We start from the raw sequence: 25,472 nt of genomic DNA, 5'->3' as shown, positions 1-25,472 counted from the left end.
GTCAGTTAGTTGAGTAACACGTTACTAGTAAATGAAAACGGAGAACCAAATGGACTTTAGCATAAAAGCATTCGATACCAAGAGCACCCTCGGCACGGCCAAAAGCGGATGCATCGCGGTTGCGGTATTCGAAAACAAAAAACTGTCGCCAGCGGCAAAATCGCTGGACAGCAAGGGTGCGATTTCGGCTGCGCTGAAGTCCGGTGACATCAGCGGCAAGCCTGGCAGCACCTTGCTGCTGCGCGCAGTCGATGGCGTCGCCGCCGAACGTGTTCTGCTGGTAGGCATGGGCAGCGATGACACTGTCAGCGAAAAAAGCTTCGCTACCGGTGTACAAGCGGCCCTCAAGGCTTTCGGCTCGCTAGGCGCTGCGGACGCCATTATCGCATTACCGCTGACGGAAGTGAAAGAGCGCGACGTAAATTGGGCAATCCGTTGCGTGGTGCAAGCCGCCCACGACAGCGAATACCGCTGCGACTCGCAAAAAAGCAAAAAAGATCCGGCGCCAGCAGGCGTGCGCAAGGTCGTCCTGGCAGCGCCGGCAACGGCAGCCACGCGCGGCGCGCTGGCGCAAGCCATCGCCATCGCCAACGGTTCCGACCTGACGCGCAACCTGGGCGACCTGCCGGCGAACATCGCCAATCCGACCTACCTGGCCAACACGGCCAAGCAGTTGGCCAAGGATTACAAGTTCGAAGTCGAAATCCTGGACCGCAAACAGCTCGAAGCGCTGAAAATGGGCAGCTTTCTGTCCGTCACCAACGGCAGCGAGCAGCCGCCGAAGTTCATCGTCCTGAAACACATGGGCGGCAAGGCCAAGGATGCGCCGGTGGTCCTGGTCGGCAAGGGCATCACCTTCGACACGGGCGGCATTTCGATCAAGGCCGGTCCTGGCATGGATGAAATGAAGTACGACATGTGCGGCGCCGCTTCGGTACTGGGCACCTTCCGCGCCATCGGCGAAATGAATCTGAAGCTGAACGTCATCGGCGTCATCGCCGCCTGCGAAAACATGCCGTCGGGCCGCGCCACCAAGCCGGGCGACATCGTCACCTCGATGAACGGCCTGACCATCGAAGTGCTGAACACGGATGCCGAAGGCCGTCTGGTGCTGTGCGACGCGCTGACCTACGCCGAACGCTTCAAGCCGGCAGCCGTGGTCGATATCGCCACCCTGACGGGCGCTTGCGTCGTCGCCCTGGGCCACCACAACAGCGGCCTGTTTACGCGCAGCGATGCCGCGCATGACCAGCTGGCCAATGAACTGCTGGCAGCGGGCAAGCAGTCGAGCGACACGGCATGGCGCATGCCGATCGAAGAGGCGTACAACGAGCAGCTGAAGTCGAACTTCGCCGACCTGGCCAACATCGGCACGCCGGGCGGCGGTTCGGTGACGGCTGCGGCCTTCCTGGAAAACTTCACCAAGAAGTACACCTGGGCGCATCTGGACATCGCCGGCACGGCATGGAAATCGGGCGGAGCAAAAGGCGCGACCGGCCGTCCAGTCCCCCTGCTGACGACGTTCCTCATCAACCGGGTCTAAATTGACGCCTTGCCGGTAGCGCCCTGCGCTATCGGCGTCGCGAAGCAAAAAAAGCCGCCATGGTCACTGACCTGGCGGCTTTTTCATGCGTGGAGTATTAATCAGTAGACCACGGAATTGGGCAAAGGCGAAGGGGCCACTTTTGGCTGCACCACCGTTTCCGGCACGGCGGCCGCTGGCGGCGGCGCGGAAATCGGCGCGGGCGGCGGCGCCAGGCGCGCGGGGTCCTGCATGACGATAGTCAAAATCGATGGATAGTCAAAGCCCGCACCCGTGTTGCGGTCGACGAAATAGCCGACGCCCAGGGTCAGGATGACATTGCCCCAGATGCTGCCATTGAGTTTGGGATCGATGTGGTCGTCCGTGGCGATGGCGGGCGAACCATGCTTCCGGCAGTCGACTGTCAAAGGCTCCTGGCTCTTGCGGATGGTAATGCGCCCCGGCGTGGTGACAAACCACTTGCCCACGTCGTTGCTGAGGATGCAGCCGGCGCCGTTCAGCTCGCGGTTGTCCTGGATGGTTTGCACCAGCACCATCTGCTCGGTGTTGCCAGTCAACGTGGCGCAGCCGCCCAGGCCAAACAGCAGCAGCGTCCTGGCGGCAAGGGCGACAGACGATGGGACACGCATGGCTGGCTCGCTTAACGGACGGGAATCGGCTGGTCGCCGGGCACGGCGACAGCGGTAACGCTGTTTTTCGGACTGCCCTCGATCAGGCGGTCGGAATATACGAGGTAGACCAGCGCATTGCGCTTGCTGTCGACCATGCGCACCACGCGCACATGCTTGAAGAAGATCGAGGCACGCTCGGTAAACACTTCTTCCTGGCGCGGCAGCTTGCCTTTGAATTGCAGCGGCCCTACCTGGCGGCAGGCCACGGCCGCATCGGCCTTGTCTTCGGCCAGGCCGACGGCGCCCTTGATGCCGCCGGTCTTGGCGCGCGACAGGTAGCAGCTGACGCCAGCGACGCGCGGATCGTCGTAGGCTTCGACGACAATCTTGTGGTCAGGGCCGATCAGTTTGAACACCGTGTCGACCGAACCGATGGTTTCGGCATGCGCTGCGGTGCAGGCAAAGCCCAGCACCAAAGCGGCAGGCAGCAATTGACGCATGAAATAATCCCGGGCACGCACGCAGGCGGCCATCAGTTGATGGGAGCGAAACGCTGGACCATGACGCCTTCGACTTCGATCAGTTGAAAGAACACGTCTTTCGGCCGGGTCCAGATGGAACCGTCCGCGGCGCGATACACGATCATCGGCGTCAGATCCGCTTCCAGCGTAGCTTCGCACACCAGTTCATAAATGCCGCCCTTGTAGTGCCGATAACGCATCGCCGTCCCCTCAAGCCGTTGAATCTTCGCTCTTGTCGTCGGCCAGTGCCTTCTGCTTCAACTTCAGGCCCTGGATCACTTTCAGTATGCCTTCCATGCCGGCAGCGCCATCGGCGCCGCTGAAGGCGTCGAGCACCTCATTGAGCACCTTGTTGCGCACGGTCGCTTCATCGGAGGACATTTCCAGCGAGCGCTGGGCTTTCGCCGCTTTTTCGGCTGCGCTCACGCGCGGCTTGGTCGCCGTCTTGCCATGCGTCAGAGCTGCCTGCCAGATAACCCAGCGACGCTGGGTTTCGAAAATCAGGTACTCATCCGGTTTGTCTTCTCTTCGCCGCACAATGTGGCCGTCACGCTGCGCCCACGCTTCAAATGCAGTTCGCATTTTCTTCCTTTGCAAATGCTACGCGCAAGTCTCACTATTAAAACTGCAACATTTCAAAATAGTACCATCTATTGATGCTGTAAAACAGTCTCATAGATATAGTACTGCAATTTATATAACAAGTCTGGCGGCGCCAGTGACGGAATTGACGCTCCGCCCCGGCACAGTGGTCATGTAATCGGAATAGCAATTACAACTAATTACAACTGCTTCCTGTTCGGTTCTCAACTTGGCTGTAACAAAGCCGTGTGACACAGTTGTTACATTGTGCCATTTTAGTAGTTTTTATCGCGTTTTTGCGAGAAACTTTACACCTTTGTCGCGTTAAACGGCGAGACGCAGCCCGCCACGCCAGCCACTTATGCCAAATCAAACATTGAGGTTGATCAATCATACACAAAAACATAATATTCATGCGCCACGATTGGTTAAATATAAATACTTTATTAACACTCTTTTTCCCTGCAAGCAAATGAAGCATACGCTCAGCTAGCGGGGAGCAGGACGCCGGCGACACGCATGCGGTAAGATTCACGCCTATCGATACCTATTCAAGCAAGGATTTTTCCCATGAAAATTGCCACCTGGAACGTCAACTCGCTCAAAGTGCGCCTGCCGCAAGTGCTGCAGTGGCTGACAGACAACCCGGTCGACATACTCTGCCTGCAAGAGACCAAGCTCACGGATGACAAGTTCCCCGTCGCCGAGATCGAGACGGCCGGCTACCAGGTAGTCTTCAGCGGCCAGAAGACCTACAACGGCGTGGCCATCCTGTCGAAGCTGCCGATCACCGACGTGGTGAAGAACAACCCGCGCTATGAAGATGCACAGCAGCGCATCCTGGCCGCCACCATAGGCGGCGTGCGCGTCGTCTGCGCCTATGTACCGAACGGCCAGAGCGTCGACTCGGACAAGTACGAATACAAGCTGGGCTGGCTGTCCGCCCTGCACGACTGGCTGGCCGAAGAAGCGCTGCAGCACCCGCAGCTGGCCGTCGTCGGCGACTACAATATCGCGCCCGACGACCGCGACGTGCACGATCCCGTCGCCTGGGCCGGCCAGGTGCTGGTCTCGGACAAGGAACGCGCCGCCCTGCAGCGCCTGTTCGACATCGGCCTGACGGACGCCTTCCGCCTGTTCGAGCAGGCGGAAAAATCGTTCAGCTGGTGGGATTACCGCCAGCTGGGCTTCCGCCTGAACAAGGGCCTGCGCATCGACCATATCCTGCTCTCGCCAGCCCTGAGCGCCCGCTGCACGGCCTGCGTGATCGACCGTGTGCCCCGCAAATGGGAGCAACCTTCAGACCATGCGCCGGTTGTGGCAACCATCGATTAAGCGATGCGGGCATCATCGAAGGTGGACCACTGCAAATGGGAGCAGCCATCCGACCATGCGCCCGTCATCGCCACCATCGACTAAGCAGGCAACCGTTCCAGCATCGATTGCGCATTTGCAGCTGGCACCGGCGCGGAAAACAGATAGCCCTGGGCATAGCGGCAGCCGTTCGCCTGCAGCAGGGCGAACTGCTCTTCCGTCTCCACGCCCTCGGCCACGGTCGACAATTGCAGGCTGTCGGCCAGCGCGATGATGGCCGCCACGATGGCGCGGTCTTCCGCACTGTGTTCCAGGTCCTTGATGAAGGCACGGTCGATCTTGACCTTTTTCACGGGGAAGCGCTTCAGGTAGGCCAGGCTGGAATAGCCTGTGCCGAAATCGTCGATCGACAGGCGCAGACCCATGCCATTGATCTGCCGCAAAATCTCCAGGGTATGCTCGCCGTGCTGCATCAGCGCCGTCTCGGTGATCTCGAATTCCAGCAGCGCCGGATCGATGCCCGTTTCACGCACCACGGCGCCGATGGCCGCCACCAGGCCCTTGTGCATGAACTGGCGCGGCGACAGGTTCACCGCCAAGGGCACGGGCTGCAAGCCCTGGCGCTGCCAGGCCATGCTTTGCTCGCACGCCTGGCGCATGACCCATTCGCCCACCGGTACGATCAAGCCGTTTTCCTCCATGATGGGAATGAAGCGGTCAGGCAGCACCAGGCCATGGCCGGGACGGCGCCAGCGCAGCAGTACTTCCATGCCATGCAGGCGGCGCGTGGCAATATCGATGATGGGCTGGTAAAACAGTTCGAACTGCTGCAGCGCCAGCGCCGTGCGCAAGCTGCTTTCCAGGTCAAAGTGCAGGGCTGCCGCCTGGTTCATCGTCTGCGTGAAGAACTGGTAATTATTGCGGCCATTGCCCTTCGCGTGGTACATGGCAGCATCGGCATGGCGCATCAGGGTGTCGACATCGCCGCCATCGTCCGGATACAGGCAGATGCCGATCGATGGCGTGACGTGCAGCACATGGCCATCGAGCGGAAAGGCGGGCGTCAGCGCCTCGATGATCTTCTCGGCCACGCGCGACGCTTCGTCGGTGTCGCGGATGCCGGGCACCAGCACGACGAATTCATCGCCACCCAAACGCGCCACCGTATCGCTGGCGCGCACCGCGCGGCAGAGCCGGCCGGCCACTTCCTTGAGCAGCAAATCGCCCGTCATATGGCCCAGCGAATCGTTGATGGTCTTGAAGCGGTCCAGGTCGATGAACATCACGGCCAGCTTGCGCCCGGAGCGCTGCGAGGACAGCATGACCCGTTCCAGACGGTCCGACAGCAGCGCGCGGTTCGGCAAGCCCGTCAGGTTGTCGTGGTAGGCCATGTGATGCACCCGCGCCTCGGCCTGGCGCCGCTCGACGATCTCGCCCTGCAGCAGCAAATTGGCGCCGGCCAGTTCGGCCGTGCGTTCGTGCACGCGCAGTTCCAGTTCGTCGCGCGCACGGCGCACCGCCTCGGCCGCCTCGCGGCGCGCCGTCACGTCGTCGACCAGCCACACGGAACGACCATGCGCATGCGCCAGGTCAAACGGCCGGCCGGACAGGCGCGCCCAGAAGCGGCTGCCATCCTTGCGCACCAGCTGGTATTCCGACATGTGCACGCGGCACGCGCCGAAGTCGCGCGCCGTCTCGCCGCGCGCCGCCTTCCACTCGGCCACGTCGAGATACAGGGCTTGCACCGACAGGCCGTTGATCTCGCCGGGGCCATAGCCGAACAGCTCTTCCATCTTGCTGTTGGCACGCAAATTGTAGCCGCCCTCCACCACCGAGATGCCCAGCACCGCGCTGTCTAGGATGGCCTGGTTTTCCAGCAGCGCATTGCGCAAGGATTCTTCGGCGCGCTTCGCTTCCGTGCGGTCCTCGATGATCCAGATGGTGCCGGCCGCGGGATCGTCCGGATTGACGACATAGGCGATCAGCTGTGCCCACAAGGTGCTGCCGTCGCGGCGCATCATTTCCACTTCCGTCTGGAACGGCTTGGCCACCGACAGGAAAGGGAAGGCCGCCGCGCCCAGCAACTCGTAGGACTGCTGCGACACATACAGCGCGCGCCCGGGCAGGCCCAGCGCCTCGTCGCCGCTGTAGCCGAACATCGCGGCAAAGCCCAGGTTGTAGCGCGTGATCAGGCGGTTCTTGGTATACAAGATGCTCACCGAGGCATTCGTCATGATGGCCGCCACCTCCATCTGCGCCTGGCGGCTGTCCGTGACGTCTTCGAGTATCCAGATCGTGCCCTGTTCGCTGTGCGCCTGGTCGACGGCCTTGGCGCGAATGCGGCACCAGAACAGGCTGCCGTCGCGGCGGCGGAACAGCGCTTCATCCTGCTCGTACGGCAAGCCCAGTCCCAGCAGCGGCGTGGCTTGCACGCCAAACTCTGCGTAGGCAGCGGGCGAGGGAAACAGCTCGGCGGCGGGCAAGCCCGTCATCTCATCCTGCGCGTAGCCGAACATTTCGGCGAAGCGGGGATTGTAGCGCAGGACCAGGCGCGAACGCGAAAACAGGATGCCGACGGAGGCATTGTCGAGGATGGCCTGCTGCTCCAGCATCAGCTGGCGCGTGGCCTCCTCGGCCGCTTTCTGCGCGCTGCGGTCGTCGAACAGCCAGATCGTGTCGCGCAAGCCGCGGTCGATCTGGCTCTCCGGGTTCAGTACATAACCATACGCCAGCGCCCAGAAAGTGGAGCCGTCGCGGCGGCGCATCTCCATCTCGCCCTGGAACGGCTGGCCGCGTCGCAGCAGGGGCGAGGCCAGCCGCACCACGTTCTCATACGCCGCGCGCGACGGGTACAGGTCGGCGACGGCCAAACCCACGCCGCTGTCGCCATCAAAGCCGAAGCATTCGGCGAAGCGGCGGTTGTAGCGCAGCACGCCCTTGTCGCGCTGAAAACCGATGGCCAGCGGCGCGTTGTCCATCACGGCCTGCATTTCCAGCATGGCGCGGCGCAACTGGTCTTCATCGCGCCGGTGCTCGCTGATATCTTCGATGATCCAGACCGTACCGTCATGCGTATTCAAGGGATCGACGGCGCGCCCGTGCAGCCGGCTCCAGAACAAGGTGCCGTCCTGGCGCCGCAATTCCAGTTCGGTGCGGTAAGGTTTGCCTTTGGACAGCAGCGGCGCCGCCTCCAGCCCCAGGATGCGGCAATGCTCGGCGGAGCGGTACAGCACCGCGCCCGGCATGCCCGTCAACTGGTGGCGCGCGTAGCCAAGCATCTCGGCGGCGCGAATATTGCACTCCTCGATGAAGCCGCCCTTGGAAAACATGATGCCGACGGCAGCGCTTTCCAGGATGGCCTGCTGTTCCAGCAAGGTCTTGCGCAAGGCTTGCTGGTCGCGCTGCTGCACGCTGATGTCGGCAAACACCAGGGTCGCACCCGGCAAGCCATCGCCCACCGGCAGCGGCTTGGCCCATACCTGCACCGCGATGGCGGCATCGATTCCTTCCAGGTTGCTGTCCCAGTGCCGTTCGCGCCCGGCAGCGCCCAGCGCGCCACGCAGCATGCTGGTGCTCGACGCGCGGTAGGCATCGGTAAAACAGTCGGCCAGCAGCCGGCCCGACACATCCCTGCCCAGCAAGGTGCTCAAGGCGCCATTCACCGCGACCACCATGCCGCAAGCATCACAGGCACAGGCGGGCAAGGCGATCAGCTGCAAGGCATCGGCGATGAAATCGGGACTGGTCGGTACGCGGTTCATGGACACCATGGATAGTTAAAGGCAAAGCAAACATACGCCTGGGCAAAACATTTTTCCAAGCATCACGGTGCTGCTAGATCATAAACCAGTTTCCGGGGGTTTTTTCATATTCCTTATTGGCAATATCTGAAACGCCACAGACCACTTGCAACACGCCTGTTGCACAACCGTTGCATGGCAATAAAATGAAACAAATCGTTTAGAATAAAGCATGCGCCGCCCTCCCCAACCTCCGCTCGACCACCGCGACAAACCCGTCATCTGGACCGTCTCCGTCTCGCGTCTGTTCGACCTGTTCCGCGACATCACGCTCGAATACGACGACCTGGCGACAATCGAACCGATCAACCTGGGCTTCGACGACGCCGTGCGCCACATCCGCGAACGCATGGCCACCGAGCGCTGCGACGCCGTCATCGCGGCCGGCTCGAACGGCGCCTACCTGAAAGGCCGGCTGTCGGTGCCCGTCATCATCGCCAAGGCCAGCGGCTACGACGTGCTGCAGGCGCTGGCCCGCGCGCGGCGCATCTCGCCGCACATCGGCGTCGTCACCTACCAGGATCCGATGCCGGAACTGGCCGAATTTGCCGCCACCTTCGGCTTCCAGATTGCCCAGCGCACCTATGCCACCGAGGAAGACGCGCGCGCGCAGATCAACGAACTGAAGGCGGCCGGCGTCAAGGCCGTCGTCGGCGCGGGCCTCGTCACCGACCTGGCCGAAGAGGCGGGACTGGCCGCCGTCTTCGTGTATTCGGCCACGGCCATCCGCCGCGCCTTCGACGACGCGCTGGAACTGGCGCGCCTGACCCAGATCGAATCGAACCGCGGACGGCGCACCGTGGTCGCCGACACCCTGCGCGCGCGCCACGGCCTGCACGACTTGCGCGGCGAATCGGAAGCGATGGAAGCGATGCGCCAGTCGGTAGTGCTGTATGCCCGCTCGCCGGCGACGGTGCTGATCCAGGGCGAGACGGGTAGCGGCAAGGAACTGGTGGCGCAGGCCATCCACCGCGAAAGCCCGCGCAGCCTGGGCGCCAACCGGCCCTTCATCGCCATCAATTGCGGCGCCATCGCCGAGTCCTTGCTCGAATCGGAGCTGTTCGGCCACGAGGACGGGGCCTTTACGGGCGCGCGCAGGGGCGGCCATGCGGGCCTGTTCGAGGCGGCCAACCACGGCACCCTCTTCCTCGACGAAATCGGCGAAATGCCGCTGGCCCTGCAAACGCGCTTGCTGCGCGTGCTGGAAGAGCGCGAAGTGGTGCGCGTGGGCGGCACGCGGCCCATCGCCATCAATGTGCGCATCATCAGCGCCACCCATTGCGACCTGGAGCAGCGCATCCGCGAAGGGCGCTTCCGCGCCGACCTGTTCTACCGCCTGGCCGTGCTGCGCCTGCATTTGCCCGCCTTGCGCGAACGCGCCAGCGATATACCGGGCCTGGCCGAATGGTCGCTGAAAAACGCGCTGGCCGCGCTGGGCGCCCGTCCGCACCCCAACCTGCACGCGGAAATCGTCGCCTGCGCGCCGCTGCTGCGCCGTTACGACTGGCCCGGCAACGTGCGCGAACTGCGCAACCTGGCCGAGCGCCTGGCGCTGTTCCTGGCCGCCGAACCGCTGCAGGCGCTCACGCCCGCCTTCGTGCTGGGCGTGGCGCCGGAGTTGGCGCAAGGCGCCAGCCCGGCCACGGCTTTGCCGGCGCCGACTGCCGCCGTTGCACAACAGCGCGAGGAGGAAAGCGCCAGCGCCGTGCTGGCGCGCTTCGGCGGGCGCCGCGATGCGGCCGCAAGCTACCTGGGCATCAGCCGCACCACCCTGTGGCGCCGGCTGCGCGCCGGCTGAGCTTTGCATGTCCGAAAAGGACTGCAAGGACGGTGCGGCACCAGGCCCTGCCCCTTTGCGCCACGCCCGACCACGGACCGCCACCGCGCATGCCGCAGTTGCTGATATATCTGCGCGAGCATTGCTCGCACCAGGATGACCGGATATGAGGGGAACCAGGCCGCTCATCCCTGCCTGCCGCCGCTCATCCCGCAGCGCTGGCGGCGTGCCGCCAGCGCTGCTAGCATGGTCGTCAAGGAGGAAACACCCCATGAAAAAAACGATACCCGCATTGACCTTGCTTGCCAGCGCACTGCTGACAGGCGCCGCCCACGCGGCCACGCCAACGGCGTTCACGGTCGACGTCACCGGACAAGGCCGCCCCCTCATCCTGATTCCCGGTCTGGCGTCCTCGGGCGAAGTCTGGCAAGGCACGGTGGCGCGCCTGTGCGGCCCGCAAGCCGCACGCCAATGCCACGTGCTGACACTGGCCGGCTTTGCCGGCGTGGCGCCCATCGAAGGCGACTTGCTGGCGCAGGCCGAGCAACAGCTGGCCGACTACATCAGCACCAAAAAACTGGGCCAGCCGGCCATCATCGGGCATAGCCTGGGCGGCTTCCTGGCCCTGAAAATGGCCATCGACCATCCGGCACAAACGGGCAAGCTGGTAATCGTCGACTCGCTGCCGGCGCTGGGAGCGACGCAACTGCCGTCCATCACGCGGCCGCAATTGCAAGCCATGTCAACACAGATGCAATCGGCCATGCGCGCACAGGATGCGGCCAGTTCCAGCGCCAGCCAGCGCCGCGCCGTCACGGGCATGGCCAGCGCGCCGGCCGACGTGGAACGCATCTTCGGCTGGGGCCAGCGTTCGGACCGCGAAACGGTGATCAAGGCCATGGGCACCCTGCTGGCGAACGACCTGCGCCAGGACGTGGCGCGAATTTCCTCGCCCACGCTGGTGCTGGGCACCTGGATCGCCTACAAGGACTATGCGCCGCGCGCCGCCATCGAACAGACCTTCCGCAACCAGTACGCGCAACTGCCAGAGGCACGGATAGAAATAGCCGACACGGCGCGCCACTTCATCATGTACGACCAGCCCGACTGGATGTTCGGACGCATCGAACAGTTCCTGAACTAGGCCATGACCACGCCGTCCAACCACCCGCCCTTGCTGACACGAATCAACTGGTACTGGGTCTTCCAGCTGGCCGGCTGGAATATCATGGCACTGTTGACCTTGATGGGCCTCGCGCATAACGGCGCCAGCTGGGCCGTCATCGGGGTGTGCTGGTGGGGCGCCGCCACGGGGCTGGGACTGTCGATCCTCTGGCGGCGCTGGCTGCGCCGCCAGAGCTGGGTGGCGCGCCACTTCACGTGGCAGCGCATCCTGCCTGCCTGCGTGGTGCTGGCGGTCGTGCAGAGCGCACTCGTGGCGACCGGGTACATCGCCCTGCGACCGTTCGGCGCCATACGCGATTTTGATTGGCTGCCGTTCGCACTGATTTCCTGGTTCAGCACCTTCCTCGTGTGGACCATCCTGTATTCGATGATCGTCTCGCTGCGCCGCGCCACTCAGCTAGAAGCAGAGACCCTGCGCCTGCAGCTGCATGGACGGGAAGCGGAGCTGCGCGCCCTGCAGGCGCAAATCAATCCGCATTTTTTCTTCAACAGCCTCAATAGCGTGCGCGCGCTGATGTTCGAAGACCGCGAGGCAGCCGCGCGCATGATCGACCAGTTGGCCAACCTGATGCGCCATGCGCTGCAGTCTAGCCAGCACGCGACCGTGCCGCTGGCGGCCGAACTGGATGCCGTGCACGCCTACCTGGCGATCGAACAGAGTCGCTTCGAGGAACGCATGCGCGTCAGCTTCGCGATCGAGATAAGCGCGCCCGACCTGGAACACGTGCGTGTGCCGCCCATGGCCCTGCAAACGCTGGTGGAAAATGCCGTCAAATATGGCGTCGAAGCGAGCGCCGATGGCGGCGACATCCGCATTGCGGCACGGCGTTCCAGTCCTGGCGACGGCGCAGCCATGCTGCAGATCGAGGTGGCCAACACGGGCGCCTTGCGCGAGCCAGGCAACTCCACCTGCGTCGGCTTGCGCAATGCGCGCCAGCGCTTGCAGCTGGCCTGCGGCGAGCGCTCCAGCCTGGAACTGCGCGAACAGGCGGGCTGGGTATTTGCCACCATCCACCTGCCGGAGCAAGCATGAACGCTCAGCCGCTCAAAGTAATGCTGGTCGATGACGAGCGCCTGGCGCGCGCCGAGCTGCGGCGTCTGCTGGCGCCGCATGTGCAGCGAGGCGCCGTGGAGATCGTCGGCGAGGCGGCCAGCGCGGCCGACGCCGTCGCGCAGATCGGCAAGCAGGCCCCGGACCTGCTGCTGCTCGACGTGCAGATGCCGGGCGGCTCCGGTTTCGACCTGCTGGCCGCGTTGGATGATGCTCCCGATGTCATCTTTTGCACGGCCTTCGACCAGTACGCGCTGCAGGCGTTTGAAGTGAGCGCCCTCGATTACCTGCAAAAACCCGTGCAGGCGGCGCGCCTGGCCACGGCGCTGGCGCGTGCCGGCGCGCGGGCGCAAGCCGTGCCGCCGCCCGCGCCGCGCAAGGTCTTCATCAAGGATGGGGAACGCTGCTGGTTTGTGGCGTTTGACGATATCCGCCTGTTGGAGTCGGAAGGTAACTACACGCGCGTGCATTTCGGCGCACAGCAGCCGCTGATGCTGCGCACCCTGAACCAGCTGGAAGAAAAGCTCGATCCCGCCCTGTTCTTGCGCGCCAACCGGCGCCAGATCGTCAACCTGGCGCAGGTCGCACAGCTCGCGCAGAATGCGGCCGATGGTCTCGACCTGCGCCTGCTGGACGGCAGCGTGGTCGAGGTGTCGCGCCGCCGCGCGCAGCAGTTCAAGGCCATCACCGGCCTGTAGCCTCCTTACTTCAGCGCAGGTATCGGCTGCGCCTGGAAGGCGGGACGCGGCTGTTCCTTGAGCTTTTTCGCCAGCATGTCGAGCGCCACTTCCAGCTGGCGGTCGGCGCCATTGAAGGTGGCGTGCGGCGGATTCTCCACCTCCACGTCCGGCACCACGCCCACGCCTTCGATCAGCCACTGGCCATCGATGCCGAACTGGCCGTTTTCCGCCACGCGCGCCATGCCATTGTCGGCCAAGCGCGTATTGTCGCTGAGCCAGACGCCGGCGCCGGCCGTGCGCTTGCCCACCAGCGGCGCCAGGCCCAGGGCCTTGATGCCGGCGGCGAAGGTTTCGCCATCCGAATACGTCAGTTCATCGACCAGCACCACCAGGTGGCCGCGGAAGGTGTTCTGCATGTTCGACGATGGCTGCACGCCCGGCGGCGCCCAGTAGGCCCAAGCCTTGCGCAGCAGTTTTTCAATGATCCAGCTGTCGATATTGCCGCCGTTATTGCGCCGCACGTCGATGATCAAGCCTTCGCGGTTGATGTTGGCGTAAAAGTCGCGCGCGAACGAGGCGATGTCGTTCGCCCCCATGGCGCGCAGGTGCAGGTAGCCGATGCGCCCCTGCGAGGCGGCCGCTACCTGCTCGGCGCGGCTCAGTTCCCAGTCGCCATAGCGCAGCGCCGTCTGTTTCGCCATGTTGACGGGCGTGACGATGACGGCGCGCGGCGCGCTCTTGCCCCGTTTGACCTGCAGCAGCACCTGCTTGTCGGCCTGGTTCAGCAGCAGGTCGCTGATATCGCGTGCGGCCAGCACATCCTTGCCATTGACAGCCGTAATCACGTCGCCCGCCTTCACATCCACGTCGGGGCGCGACAGGGGCGCGCGCACCGAGGGCAGTTCCGCCTCGCTACGGTAGACATGCTCGACCTGGTAGCCGTCGCTGGTACGCGCCAGCACGGCGCCCAGGCCGGCCGGCGTGCCTTCCTGTTCCGTGCGACGCAGTTCGCCGGGACGGATCTGCGAATGCAGGGCGCCCACTTCGGCCACCATCATGCCCAGTACGTCATTGAGCTCGGCACGATCCGTGACCCGCTCGACCAACGGCGCATATTTGTCGCGCGCCGCCTTCCAGTTCACGCCGCGCATCTTCGCGTCATACAGGAAATCGCGATGCAAGCGCCAGGCATCATTGAACATCTGCTTCCATTCCAGGCGCGGATTCGAGACAAACGTCCAGTCGTCGACCTTGACCTTGGCCTTCGACAGGTCGGCCGGCAGCTTGGCACCTGCCTCGATCACCAGCATCTCGCCCGGGCCAGTAGCCGCTGCTGTCCTGTAATACAGGTGTTTTTTATCCGCCGCCAGGTCGAATTCACGCACATTGGCCACCAGCAGTTCCGGCTTGGAGCCGGTATTGCCGATGGCGAGGGTCTTCAGGCTGGACTTGTTCTCGCCACTGTCACGCTCGAGGAAATACAGGCGCTTGTCATCGGCGGCCAGCGCGCTGTAGTTGCCCGCCGCCAGCGGCACTTCATACAGGCGTTCGGCCAGGCCCTGGCTGACGATGGCCGGCAAGGCGGTCGGCGCCTTTTTCACTGCGCCTTTGCCGCCAGCCTTTTCCAGGGCCTTTTCCGCCGCCAGTTCGGCCGCTTTTTCATCATCCGTTTCGGCCGGCTTGACGCCAGGGCGGCTCAGCTCATCATCGGGCTGGAACGGGAAACGGTTACCCGGCTGCAGCGCCAGCGCATACACGCCGATGCGCTTGTCGAACACGGGGCCCATGTTGCGGTCGCCCCACGGTGACCCATTGGCCAGCTGGAAATTGCGCGCCGACATGAAATACAGCCAACGCCCGTCGGGCGAAAACACGGGCGAGCCGGACGTATAGCGGTCGCTGGTGACGAATTGCAACTGCTTCGAGGCGAGGTTGTACAGGCCGATCTGCTCGCGCTGCTCGTTGCTGGCCACGCGCACAATGGCCAAGTTGCGGCTGTCGGGCGACCATTGCACTTCGTCGTGCTTGTCCACGCCCGCCTTGCCCGCGTCGTCGATCAGCTGGTTGCCCTTGGTCGCCAGGTCCAGCAGCCAGAAACGACCCTTCTTGTCCGTGTGCGCCAGCCAGCGCCCGTCCGGCGACGGGTACAGCTTCCAGCGGTGGTTGTCGCCCTGCGTCGTCAGCTGCTCGCCCTTGCCCGAGCCATCGGCGGCGTACTTCCAGATTTCATTTTCGCCGCTCGTGTCGACGATGGCGAACACGGATTTCTCGTCGCTGGAAAAAACGGCATCACGCGCCCGCGCCCCTTCGGGAATGGCGATATCGACGCGGCGCAGGCTGCCCGTGCCGGCGATGCTGACGCGGCCCCTTGCAGTGAGGATGATGCGCTCATCCTTGCCCGACAACTGGACATTGCTCAAGGTATCGAGCGGCGAACGGATCTGGCGCGCACGCTGCTGGTCGAAGTCGGAAACGAGGCTGATGGCCAGCGGCTGCGAAGTGGACGAAGAGGCCGACGCGCCTGGCGCGTTCAGGTCGAGCACGTGCAAATCCGCGCCCAGCTGGTAGACGACCTTGCCATCGCCCAAGGAGGCATTGCGCACGTCCCACTGCATGTGGGCAGTCAAAGCACGGCGGTCGGAGCCGTCGGGCAGCATGCTCCACAGGTTGTCGCTGCCGCCCTCGTCGCTGATGTACACCACGCGGCCTTGCCACCACATGGGGCGCTTGTTGTTGCCCGCTAACACGGCAGGCTCCGTGTGCATGCGCACGGCCTCGCCCTTGCCGTCCAGCTCATAGCGCCACAGGGTGGCATGCGCGCCGCCCCGGTAGTTGCGCACATTGTCGTTGGTCATGGCCAGGCCGAAACGCGTGAAGAAGAGCGTCTTGCCCGCGTCGTCGAGCACGGCATCGTTGGCGTCGGCCACGGGAAACACGCGCCGCGTCTGTTTCACGGGATCGATGGCGGCGACGATGCGGCGCGAGGCGGGGCCATCCGTATTTTGCGTGCTGACCAGCACCTCGCCCTGCGCCGTCCAGCCCAGCACCAGCACGCCGCCATTGTCATACGAAATACGGCGCGGCAAGCCACCGGCCAGCGGCATCACATAGGCTTCCTGCGCCCCTTCGTAAGCGGCGGAAAACGCCAGCCACTGGCCGTCACGGGAAATCGCCGCGTTCGTTTCATAGCCGGGATGCGTGGTCAAGCGCTGCGCCGCGCTACCGCGCACGCTGCTTTTCCACAAATCTCCTTCGGCCGTGAACACGACGGTGTCGCCGCGTACGGCGGGGAAACGGAAATAGCTGGTGGCAGGAGCGGAGGCAGCGGCGGCGTTGCCCAACAGACCGGCGGACAACAGGAGCAAGGAAAGATTGCGGGAAATTTTCATGTGAGCATCCAGATAGCATTGAGGGCGATAAGGTGGCATGGACATCATGTCGATACCGGACAGCAATTCTGGCATAAGCACGACCAAAGAAAACCTTCTTTATTGCCCACAAAAACGTAAAAAAACCCGCGCCACTTGCGTGGGGCGGGTTTTTGATCGCACGTAGCGATGAAGCCGATTACTCCACTTCCACCGTTTCCGGTGCAGCCGTCGGTGCCGCGTCGGGCGGTTCCGGGAATTCCAGCAAGACCTGGTCCTTGTCGTCGAGGTCGACCGTGACCCGTCCGCCGGTGACCAGGCGGCCGAACAGCAGCTCGTCGGCCAGGGCCTTGCGGATCAGATCCTGGATCAAACGTGCCATCGGCCGCGCGCCCATCAGCGGATCGAAGCCTTTCTTGCCGAGGAAAGCACGCAGCTTCTCGGTAAACACGGCTTCGACCTTTTTCTCGTGCAACTGTTCTTCCAGCTGCATCAGGAACTTGTCGACCACGCGCAGGATGATTTCCTGGTCCAGCGCGCGGAAGCTGATGGTCGCGTCGATGCGGTTGCGGAATTCCGGCGTGAACATGCGCTTGATGTCGGCCATCTCGTCGCCTGCCTGCTTGGAATTGGTGAAACCGATCGAGGCTTTCTGCAAGCTTTCCGCGCCCGCATTCGTGGTCATGATGATGATCACGTTGCGGAAATCGGCTTTGCGGCCATTGTTGTCCGTCAAGGTGCCGTGGTCCATCACTTGCAGCAGGATATTGAAAATATCCGGATGGGCTTTTTCGATTTCATCGAGCAGCAAGACCGCATGCGGCTTCTTGGTGATCGCTTCCGTCAGCAAGCCGCCCTGGTCGAAACCAACGTAGCCCGGTGGCGCGCCGATCAAACGGCTGACGGCGTGGCGTTCCATGTATTCCGACATGTCGAAACGGATCAGCTCGATGCCGAGGATGAAGGCCAGCTGTTTCGCCACCTCGGTCTTGCCCACGCCCGTCGGGCCGGAGAACAGGAAGGAGCCGATCGGCTTGTCCGTCTTGCCCAGGCCCGCGCGCGCCATCTTGATGGCCGAGGCCAGCGCGTCGATGGCGGGATCTTGCCCGAATACCACATTGCGCAAGTCGCGGTCGATGGTTTGCAGCTTGCTGCGGTCGTCCTGGTTGACCGTTTGCGGCGGAATGCGCGCGATCTTGGCGATAATGTCCTCGATCTCGGCCTTGCCGATGGTTTTCTTTTGCTTCGACTTCGGCAAGATGCGCTGCGCGGCGCCCGCTTCATCGATGACGTCGATCGCCTTGTCGGGCAAATGGCGATCGTTGATGAAGCGCGCCGCCAGTTCGGCTGCCGTCGTCAGGGCCGAAGCCGAGTATTTCACACCATGGTGCTCTTCGAAGCGCGATTTCAGGCCGCGCAGAATCTGTATGGTTTGCTCGACGGTCGGCTCGTTGACGTCCACTTTCTGGAAACGGCGGCTCAAGGCATGATCTTTCTCAAACACGCCGCGGAATTCCGTGTACGTGGTCGCGCCTATGCATTTCAACTGGCCGTTGGCCAGTGCCGGTTTCAGCAGGTTCGATGCGTCCAGGGTGCCGCCCGAGGCCGAGCCCGCACCGATGATGGTGTGGATCTCGTCGATGAACAGGATGCCGTTCGGATTGTCCTTCAATTGTTTCAGCACGGCTTTCAGGCGCTGTTCGAAGTCACCGCGGTATTTGGTACCGGCCAGCAAGGCGCCCATGTCCAGCGAATACACGACGGCATTTTGCAGGATTTCCGGCACATCGCTTTGCGTGATGCGGTAAGCGAGGCCTTCGGCGATGGCCGTCTTGCCCACGCCCGCCTCGCCGACCAGCAGCGGATTGTTCTTGCGGCGGCGGCACAGGATCTGGATCACGCGGTCGACTTCTTCCTCGCGGCCGATCAAGGGGTCGATCTTGCCTTCGGCAGCGGCCTTGTTCAGGTTTTGCGTGAACTGGTCGAGCGGGCTTTCCTTCGGCTGGCCATCGACGGGCGCTTCTTCCACGCCTTCGGAGGCTTTCGCGCTTTCCGTCGACTGGTCCTTGCGCACGCCGTGCGAGATGAAATTGACCACGTCCAGGCGCGTCACGCCCTGCTGGTGCAGGTAGTAAACAGCATGCGAATCCTTTTCGCCGAAGATGGCCACCAGCACATTGGCGCCCGTGACTTCCTTCTTGCCATTTGAGGCAGACTGGACATGCATGATGGCGCGCTGGATCACGCGCTGGAAACCAAGCGTCGGCTGGGTGTCGACTTCGCCCGTGCCAGGCACGGTCGGCGTGTTATCGCCGATGAAATTGGTGAGGGTCTTGCGCAGGTCCTCAATATTGACCGCGCAGGCACGCAACACCTCGGCAGCGGACGGATTGTCCAGCAGTGCCAGCAGTAAATGCTCAACCGTGATGAATTCATGCCGTGCCTGCCGAGCTTCGACAAACGCCATGTGCAAACTTACTTCTAATTCCTGCGCAATCATACTTCCTCCATCACGCACTGCAGGGGGTGCCCCGCCTTGCGCGCATGCGTTAAAACGAACTCCACTTTGGTACACGCTATATCTTTAGAGAACACGCCGCACACTCCTTTGCCGTAGCGATGAACACTGAGCATGATTTGCGTCGCCGTTTCACGGTCCTTGTTGAAATACTCCTGAATGATGGCCACCACAAATTCCATCGGGGTGTAGTCATCATTGAGCAAGGCTACCTGGTAAAGCGGTGGCGGCTTCAGCACTTGCCGCTCCAGCAGGGTTTCTGTGTCGTGCTTGGTTGCCATACGCTTATTCTAATGCTTTCACAGTGGTTGTCATGCGCAATATCTACGCCTTTCCAATTGTTTTCAATCTTACGCGTTTTCTTAATAGTGCGCAGATGGCGACCTTGCTGTCAAAATCAAGAGTTGCTTTTTTGGTTGCCGTGAAGAATTTGCCAATAACGATGGAAAAGCGCTTGACTTCATTATTTATTCCGCCAACAATGCTGTATCGACTGTTGCAGTAATGTACAGCTTGATAAGAAGTGAGACGTCGAGGAGGGGGCAAGAAGCTTCTTGCTTTTATGGCTCGTGTGATTTGTTTTAATTTTGAAAGTTCTTTTTATGGCAACAGGTACAGTTAAGTGGTTCAATGATTCCAAAGGTTTTGGCTTCATCACTCCAGATGACGGCGGCGAAGATTTGTTTGCTCACTTCTCCGCAATCAACATGAACGGTTTCAAGACCCTCAAAGAAGGTCAAAAAGTTCAATTCGAAGTCACGCAAGGCCCTAAAGGCAAGCAAGCTTCCAACATCCAAGCAGCCTAAGCATCGCCGGCCCTCAGATGTGAAAAACCCCGTTTTCGAGCGGGGTTTTTTTTCGTCCGCAGGGTGCGCTGCACCCTGCCCTGCCCCTCGTGTTACATGTGCTCGATCATCACCTCGCCGAAACCGGAGCACGACACTTGCGTCGCGCCCTCCATCAGGCGGGCGAAATCGTAGGTGACGCGCTTCGAGGCAATCGATTTCTGCATCGACGAAATGATCAGGTCGGCCGCTTCCAGCCAGCCCATGTGGCGCAGCATCATTTCCGCTGACAGGATCAGGGAACCGGGGTTCACGTAATCCTTGCCCGCGTACTTAGGCGCCGTGCCGTGCGTCGCCTCGAACATGGCGACGGAGTCGGACAGGTTGGCGCCCGGCGCGATGCCGATGCCGCCCACTTGCGCCGCCAGCGCGTCGGAAATGTAATCGCCGTTCAAATTCAAGGTAGCGATGACGCTGTATTCGGCCGGACGCAACAGGATTTGTTGCAGGAATGCGTCAGCGATGGAATCCTTGACGATGATGTCGCGGCCCGTCTTCGGATTCTTGAACTTGCACCAGGGACCGCCATCGATCAGTTCGGCGCCGAATTCCTTTTGCGCCAGCGCATACGCCCAGTCGCGGAAACCGCCTTCCGTGTACTTCATGATGTTGCCTTTGTGCACGATCGTCACGGATGGCTTGTCATTGTCGATCGCGTACTGGATGGCCTTGCGCACCAGGCGCTGCGTGCCTTCTATGGACACAGGCTTGATGCCCAGGCCCGAGGTGGCCGGGAAGCGGATCTTGGTCACGCCCATTTCATTGATCAGGAAATCCATCAATTTCTTGGCTTCGGGCGAGCCTTGCTGGTATTCGATGCCGGCGTAGATGTCTTCCGAATTTTCACGGAAAATCACCATGTCGGTCTTTTCCGGCTCTTTCACGGGCGACGGCACGCCCGTGAAGTAGCGCACGGGGCGCAGGCAGACATACAGATCCAGCTGCTGGCGCAGCGCCACGTTCAGCGAGCGGATGCCGCCGCCGACGGGCGTGGTCAGCGGGCCCTTGATGGAGACCACGTAATCTTTCAGTACGGCCAAAGTTTCTTCCGGCAGCCACACATCGGGACCGTACACATTCGTCGATTTTTCACCCGCATAGATTTCCATCCAGCTGATCTTGCGCGCGCCGCCGTAAGCCTTGGCCACGGCAGCGTCGATCACCTTGATCATGACCGGACTGATATCGATGCCCGTGCCATCGCCTTCAATGAAGGGAACGATGGGATTATCTGGTACATTCAGCGAAAAATCGGCGTTGACGGTGATTTTTTGGCCGTCAGCAGGTACAGTGATATGTTGATACATCGTGATCTCCGAAGTGGGACACACCGCTGGCGGGCAACACAGGCCGGCGACGCGCTCTGCGGTTGCAGAGTTTACAAAAACAAGTCCGAACAGGGCGGTAACAACGCACTTTAGCAGGGAAAGAACACCCGGGCCATCTGCATCGCACTGCAGAATGCAGCGCCAAAGAACCGTATCGCCACGCTGGCACCAAGTCTTCTATAAGACATAAGACTAGCGTTTCACATTATGCACCAGTATCTTACAGGGCGCCACGCATTTGCGGCGCCAACCAGCGGCCACCATCGTTTGCATCAATTCATTTATCAGCATGCCACTCATTCTCTTCAATAAACCATTCCAGGTCTTGTGCCAATTTTCGCCGCAGGACGGCCGCCTCACCCTGGCTGACCATTTGACCATTCCCGGCATCTACCCGGCCGGCCGGCTCGACGCCGACAGCGAAGGCTTGCTGCTGCTGACGGACGACGGCCGCCTGCAGCACGAAATCAGCCACCCCGACCGCAAGGAAGCGAAAACCTACCTGGTGCAGGTCGACGGCGTGCCCGACGCGGCCAGCCTGGCGCGCCTGCAGGCGCCGCTGGACCTGGGCGACTTCATCACCAAGCCGTGCAAGGCCGTGCGCATCGCCGAGCCGGAATGGCTGTGGCCCCGCAACCCGCCCATCCGCGCGCGCGTCGACAAGCCGACCTCGTGGCTGGCGATCACGTTGAAAGAAGGGAAAAACCGGCAAGTGCGGCGCATGACGGCTGCCGTCGGCCTGCCCACCCTGCGCCTGGTGCGCAGCGCCATCGGCCCGTTCTCGCTGGCCAGCCACCCTCTGCTGCCTGGCGAATGGTGCGAAGTGCCGGCCGAGAACATTGGAAAAGCGTGAGCAGGACAAGAAAAGATGGCTTCAGCACTAAAATTTTGCCAATAAGCACTATTTATTTTTAGATAATGCATTAAAATCATCCCACCTTAACATGATGGAAAAGGAAAGATGATGACAAAAGTAATACTGACGCTGGTCGCCTCCCTGCTTGCCGGCGCCGCATTGGCGCAATCGGGTGCCAAGGTGCACGCTTCCGCAGCGACCGATGCCGTCAAACCGCCCCCCGCATCGGCAGCCAGCCATGCTTCGGCCGCCACCGATGCCATCAAGCCGGTGCCGCCGGCAGCGGCTTCCGTCAACGCGTCCGCTGCGACGGACGCGGCGCGTTCCGGTGCATCGACCAAGGCCTCGGCCGCAACCGATGCGCCGCGCCTGATTCCCCAGGCGCGCAAGACGAAACAGCCAGCCGCTGAAGCAGGCAAGCCGGTGAAATAAGCGTAGGCCCCGGGGTTACGGCAGCAATCATGTTGCTGTAACCCCACGCTTTCTCTGCGGCCAGGCAGCAGGCTTGACCGGGCGCTGCCTGCATGGCTTAATCGCCGCTTCACAGCCACCGTCCCGCTCCATGAAAACTTCCCTTCGCCGTCTCAGCCTGTCCATCGCCCTGATGGCTTGCGCCAGCATTGCGCAAGCGCAAACATCGCAAGGCAAGAGCTTGCAGCTCTCGGCCGGCATGCATTTGATCCAGGCGGAAGTCGCCGCCACGCAAGAACAACGTGAACAAGGCTTGATGTACCGCGAAAAAATGCCGGCCAATGCAGGCATGCTATTCGTTTTTGGCAACCCGTCGACGCAATGCATGTGGATAAAAAACACGCCACTGCCCCTGTCGGTGGCCTTTATCGACGCCAGTGGCAAGATCGTCAACATCGAAGACATGCAAGCGCATACACTCGACAGCCATTGCTCCACCAGGACCGTGCCCGTGCGCTATGCGCTGGAAATGAACCTGGGCTGGTTCAAGCAAAAGAACATCAAGCCAGGTATGAACATCGGCAACTTGCCCGCCTTGCACTAAGCCGTGGCGGCCGGCAGCGGGCAGCTGCCGGAAAACGCGGCAGAAGATGCTCATAAAAAGTGCGCGCGCACGCGAAAAAACCCGCCAGAACGAATCTGCGGGTTTTTGCTTTTCAACCAGTGCCAGCGTACTGGCACAGGCAAGGCCACCTTGGTGGCTTGCCTGCTGGCGAATATTAAGCGGACAGTGCTTTCAAAGCAGCTGCCAGACGGCTCTTATGGCGAGCTGCCTTGTTTTTGTGGATGATCTTCTTGTCAGCGATACGGTCGATGGTCGACACGGATGCTTGGAAGATTGCAGCAGCAGCTGCCTTGTCGCCGCCCTGGATCGCTTTGCGAGCAGCTTTGATAGCCGTGCGCAAGGTCGAACGTTGGGACGAATTGTGTGCGTTTTGCTTAACTGCTTGACGAGCGCGTTTGCGCGCTTGTGCGGTATTTGCCATGGAATTTCCTAAAACAGGGTCAAAGTGCGTTTGCAAACATTAGTGTTTGCCAACCGGTGCGTTCTGTGCGTCTGCCGAACCATGTGTGCCAAACCAGTGCCTGTCAAACATTAGTGTCTGCGTAACAGAATTCTGTACAGCCTTCGATTATAGCGATATTTTCAAGCGGGGGCAAATCAAAAAACCATGTGTGACGTCAAAAACACCTGAAAATGGGCCTGACAAGGGTGAATCAACAGCGATTGTTACCATATTTTAACCGTTTAACGGCACCTCGCCCGGCTATAATCTGCCCCCATGAACTTGCTTAAAACCCTCGCCGCCATCTCCAGCATGACCATGCTGTCCCGTGTAACCGGATTATTGCGCGAAAGCCTGTTCGCGCGCGCCTTTGGCGCCGGCGCGTACACGGACGCCTTCATTGTTGCCTTCCGCATCCCCAACCTGCTGCGCCGCTTGTTTGCCGAGGGTGCATTCTCGCAAGCCTTCGTGCCGATCTTGTCGGAATACAAGAACCAGCATGGCCAGGAAGCTAGCAAACAATTGGCCGACCATGTGGCCACCACCCTGGTCTGGGCCACCCTGCTCGTTTCCCTCATCGGCATCGTCGGTGCGCCGTGGTTCGTGTACGTCATCGCCACGGGCCTGACCAAGGATGCGGGCGCCTTCGATGCGGCCGTGTGGATGACGCGGCTGATGTTCCCTTATATTACCTGCATGTCTTTCGTGGCCCTGGCCGGCGGCATTTTGAATACCTGGCGCGAATTCAAGATTCCCGCGTTTACGCCAGTGTTGCTCAATTTATCATTCATCGCCGCCTCGCTGTTCCTCGCGCCGCACTTGAAACAGCCGATCTATGCCATGGCCATTGCCGTGTTCGCCGGTGGCTTGCTGCAGGTGGCCATCCAGATCCCCGCCCTGATCAAGATCGGCATGCTGCCGCGCCTGTCGCTCAATCCCGCCATCGGCCTGTCCGACGGCGGCGTGCGCCGCGTGCTGAAAAAGATGGGGCCGGCCGTGTTTGCCGTCTCGGCAGCGCAGATCAGCCTGATGATCAACACCAGCATCGCGTCGCGCCTGGCCGAAGGCAGCATTTCCTGGCTGTCGTATGCGGACCGCCTGATGGAGTTCCCTACCGCCATGCTGGGCGTGGCCCTGGGCACCATCTTGCTGCCCAGCCTGTCGAAGGCGAATGTGGATGGCGACAAGACGGAATATTCGGCCCTGCTGGACTGGGGTTTGCGCCTGACTTTCCTGTTGGCACTGCCCGCCGCCGTCGGCATGGCGACCCTGGCCACGCCGCTGATCGCCACGCTCTTTCACTACGGCAAGTTTACGGCCGAATCCGTAACCATGTCGACGCAACCGCTGGTGGCTTACAGCCTGGGCTTGATCGGCATCATCCTCGTGAAAACCCTGGCGCCCGCGTTTTATGCGCGCCAGGACATCCGCACGCCCGTAAAAATCGCCATCGGCGTGCTGATCGCCACGCAGCTGATGAATTTGCTGTTCGTGCCCTACATCGCCGTGGCCGGCCTGGCCCTGTCGATCGGCCTGGGCGCCTGCCTGAACGCCAGCTTCCTGTACTGGGGCTTGCGCAAGCGCGGCATCTACCAGCCGAAACCGGGCTGGGCCAAGTTCTTCCTGCGCCTGCTGCCGGCACTCATCGTGATGGGCGGCGTGGCGGCCTTCGGCGCCCTGCGCATCGACTGGATCGCCATGCAAGCCCATCCGCTGTTGCGGGCCGGCGCGCTGGCCCTGCTGGTGAGCCTGTGCGGCGTAGCCTACTTTGCCACGCTATTCCTCGTTGGCTTCCGCTTCCGCGACTTCAAGCGCCACGCATGACAACATGCGCAGGACGGTGTTGCCGGCGTCACGCCTTGCGCAGATGACCCAGACGAAAAAAAACCCGCCGAGGCGTAATGCCGTTCACTTAAGCAGTTTTTCGTAGAACTCGAGTGGCATAGCGCTTTGGTTTTGCCTTGACGGCCCGGTCGAATTTTCGATCGGGCCGTTCGTCATTCAGAAGACTAACC

Annotated in this window: 22 protein-coding genes; 12 read left to right on the top strand and 10 right to left on the bottom strand. The window is 61.8% G+C overall.

Translation table 11 applies throughout. The features are described 5' to 3' along the window. The first annotated feature begins 49 nt into the window (after positions 1-49). Positions 50-1,543 carry a leucyl aminopeptidase gene (locus ACQ4WP_RS26530; RefSeq protein ID WP_436525883.1) on the top strand — a complete coding sequence of 498 codons (1,494 nt, stop codon included), beginning with the start codon at positions 50-52 and terminating at the stop codon, positions 1,541-1,543. Positions 1,544-1,644: 101 nt separating this feature from the next. Here the strand turns inward: ACQ4WP_RS26530 and ACQ4WP_RS26525 are convergent, their stop codons facing one another. The 4 genes from ACQ4WP_RS26525 to ACQ4WP_RS26510 are packed head-to-tail and all read right to left on the bottom strand — an operon-like array spanning position 1,645 to position 3,257. Next, positions 1,645-2,172 (bottom strand): hypothetical protein, encoded by a 528-nt coding sequence (locus ACQ4WP_RS26525; RefSeq protein WP_436525881.1) that lies wholly within the window; start codon positions 2,170-2,172, stop codon positions 1,645-1,647. 11 nt (positions 2,173-2,183) lie between these two features. Continuing rightward, the gene (locus tag ACQ4WP_RS26520) at positions 2,184-2,654 is read right to left on the bottom strand and encodes a CreA family protein (RefSeq protein ID WP_436525879.1); all 471 of its coding nucleotides are present in this window, start codon (positions 2,652-2,654) and stop codon (positions 2,184-2,186) included. Positions 2,655-2,686: 32 nt separating this feature from the next. Beyond that, positions 2,687-2,875 (bottom strand): DUF1653 domain-containing protein, encoded by a 189-nt coding sequence (locus ACQ4WP_RS26515; protein ID WP_034782199.1) that lies wholly within the window; start codon positions 2,873-2,875, stop codon positions 2,687-2,689. A gap of 10 nt (positions 2,876-2,885) precedes the next feature. Beyond that, the gene (locus ACQ4WP_RS26510) at positions 2,886-3,257 is read right to left on the bottom strand and encodes a phiTE_015 family protein (RefSeq protein WP_436525877.1); all 372 of its coding nucleotides are present in this window, start codon (positions 3,255-3,257) and stop codon (positions 2,886-2,888) included. Between the two features lie 570 nt (positions 3,258-3,827). On the opposite strand from ACQ4WP_RS26510, the gene xth reads away from it, so the two are divergent. After that, the gene (gene xth, locus ACQ4WP_RS26505; protein WP_436525875.1) at positions 3,828-4,592 is read left to right on the top strand and encodes an exodeoxyribonuclease III; all 765 of its coding nucleotides are present in this window, start codon (positions 3,828-3,830) and stop codon (positions 4,590-4,592) included. 80 nt (positions 4,593-4,672) lie between these two features. Here xth and ACQ4WP_RS26500 read toward each other — a convergent pair whose 3' ends face one another. Further along, a complete protein-coding gene (locus ACQ4WP_RS26500) occupies positions 4,673-8,332 on the bottom strand; it encodes a sensor domain-containing protein (protein ID WP_436525873.1) in 3,660 nt (1,219 codons plus the stop codon). Positions 8,333-8,543: 211 nt separating this feature from the next. Here ACQ4WP_RS26500 and prpR point away from each other — a divergent pair, with 211 nt between their 5' ends. The 4 genes from prpR (at position 8,544) to ACQ4WP_RS26480 (ending at position 13,082) form a co-directional block, all read left to right on the top strand. After that, on the top strand, positions 8,544-10,169 hold the full coding sequence (gene prpR / locus ACQ4WP_RS26495; RefSeq protein WP_436525871.1) for a propionate catabolism operon regulatory protein PrpR: 1,626 nt from the start codon (positions 8,544-8,546) through the stop codon (positions 10,167-10,169). A gap of 250 nt (positions 10,170-10,419) precedes the next feature. Further along, entirely contained in the window at positions 10,420-11,292 is an 873-nt protein-coding gene (locus tag ACQ4WP_RS26490; protein ID WP_436525869.1) for an alpha/beta fold hydrolase, read from the top strand. A gap of 3 nt (positions 11,293-11,295) precedes the next feature. Then, positions 11,296-12,366 (top strand): sensor histidine kinase, encoded by a 1,071-nt coding sequence (locus ACQ4WP_RS26485; RefSeq protein ID WP_436525867.1) that lies wholly within the window; start codon positions 11,296-11,298, stop codon positions 12,364-12,366. Continuing rightward, positions 12,363-13,082, top strand: a complete 720-nt coding sequence (locus ACQ4WP_RS26480; RefSeq protein ID WP_436525865.1) for a LytR/AlgR family response regulator transcription factor — start codon at positions 12,363-12,365, stop codon at positions 13,080-13,082. Before ACQ4WP_RS26485 ends, ACQ4WP_RS26480 begins: the two co-directional genes overlap by 4 nt. A gap of 5 nt (positions 13,083-13,087) precedes the next feature. Here ACQ4WP_RS26480 and ACQ4WP_RS26475 read toward each other — a convergent pair whose 3' ends face one another. From ACQ4WP_RS26475 to clpS, 3 genes are all read right to left on the bottom strand, one after another. After that, positions 13,088-16,453 (bottom strand): S41 family peptidase, encoded by a 3,366-nt coding sequence (locus ACQ4WP_RS26475; protein WP_436525863.1) that lies wholly within the window; start codon positions 16,451-16,453, stop codon positions 13,088-13,090. A 178-nt stretch (positions 16,454-16,631) separates the two neighbouring features. Next, positions 16,632-18,932, bottom strand: a complete 2,301-nt coding sequence (gene clpA, locus ACQ4WP_RS26470) for an ATP-dependent Clp protease ATP-binding subunit ClpA (protein ID WP_426072828.1) — start codon at positions 18,930-18,932, stop codon at positions 16,632-16,634. Beyond that, positions 18,929-19,231, bottom strand: coding sequence for an ATP-dependent Clp protease adapter ClpS (clpS, locus tag ACQ4WP_RS26465; protein ID WP_034751577.1), 303 nt, complete (start codon positions 19,229-19,231; stop codon positions 18,929-18,931). Before clpS ends, clpA begins: the two co-directional genes overlap by 4 nt. A 32-nt stretch (positions 19,232-19,263) precedes the next feature. Here clpS and ACQ4WP_RS26460 point away from each other — a divergent pair, with 32 nt between their 5' ends. Further along, positions 19,264-19,455, top strand: a complete 192-nt coding sequence (locus ACQ4WP_RS26460) for a hypothetical protein (RefSeq protein ID WP_436525860.1) — start codon at positions 19,264-19,266, stop codon at positions 19,453-19,455. A gap of 97 nt (positions 19,456-19,552) precedes the next feature. Beyond that, the gene (cspE, locus tag ACQ4WP_RS26455; protein WP_010395943.1) at positions 19,553-19,756 is read left to right on the top strand and encodes a transcription antiterminator/RNA stability regulator CspE; all 204 of its coding nucleotides are present in this window, start codon (positions 19,553-19,555) and stop codon (positions 19,754-19,756) included. A gap of 92 nt (positions 19,757-19,848) precedes the next feature. Here cspE and icd read toward each other — a convergent pair whose 3' ends face one another. Beyond that, positions 19,849-21,102 carry an NADP-dependent isocitrate dehydrogenase gene (gene icd, locus ACQ4WP_RS26450; RefSeq protein ID WP_436525858.1) on the bottom strand — a complete coding sequence of 418 codons (1,254 nt, stop codon included), beginning with the start codon at positions 21,100-21,102 and terminating at the stop codon, positions 19,849-19,851. A 310-nt stretch (positions 21,103-21,412) separates the two neighbouring features. Between icd and ACQ4WP_RS26445 the strand changes: the two genes are divergently transcribed. From ACQ4WP_RS26445 to ACQ4WP_RS26435, 3 genes are all read left to right on the top strand, one after another. Further along, positions 21,413-21,976 (top strand): pseudouridine synthase, encoded by a 564-nt coding sequence (locus ACQ4WP_RS26445; protein ID WP_436525856.1) that lies wholly within the window; start codon positions 21,413-21,415, stop codon positions 21,974-21,976. A 111-nt stretch (positions 21,977-22,087) separates the two neighbouring features. Beyond that, complete coding sequence (locus tag ACQ4WP_RS26440; protein ID WP_436525854.1) at positions 22,088-22,411, top strand: hypothetical protein; 324 nt, start codon at positions 22,088-22,090, stop codon at positions 22,409-22,411. 130 nt (positions 22,412-22,541) lie between these two features. After that, the gene (locus ACQ4WP_RS26435) at positions 22,542-22,994 is read left to right on the top strand and encodes a DUF192 domain-containing protein (protein ID WP_436525852.1); all 453 of its coding nucleotides are present in this window, start codon (positions 22,542-22,544) and stop codon (positions 22,992-22,994) included. A gap of 175 nt (positions 22,995-23,169) precedes the next feature. On the opposite strand, the gene rpsT is transcribed toward ACQ4WP_RS26435, so the two are convergent. Continuing rightward, positions 23,170-23,436 carry a 30S ribosomal protein S20 gene (gene rpsT / locus ACQ4WP_RS26430; RefSeq protein ID WP_010395935.1) on the bottom strand — a complete coding sequence of 89 codons (267 nt, stop codon included), beginning with the start codon at positions 23,434-23,436 and terminating at the stop codon, positions 23,170-23,172. 297 nt (positions 23,437-23,733) lie between these two features. Between rpsT and murJ the strand changes: the two genes are divergently transcribed. Continuing rightward, positions 23,734-25,281 (top strand): murein biosynthesis integral membrane protein MurJ, encoded by a 1,548-nt coding sequence (gene murJ, locus ACQ4WP_RS26425; RefSeq protein WP_436525850.1) that lies wholly within the window; start codon positions 23,734-23,736, stop codon positions 25,279-25,281. Positions 25,282-25,472: the final 191 nt, after the last annotated feature.

The sequence above is a fragment of the Janthinobacterium lyxosi genome (assembly GCF_051380665.1).
Lineage (GTDB): Bacteria > Pseudomonadota > Gammaproteobacteria > Burkholderiales > Burkholderiaceae_D > Janthinobacterium.
Note: the sequence above shows the minus strand (reverse complement) of the source record. Positions and strands in the feature narration are given on the sequence as shown.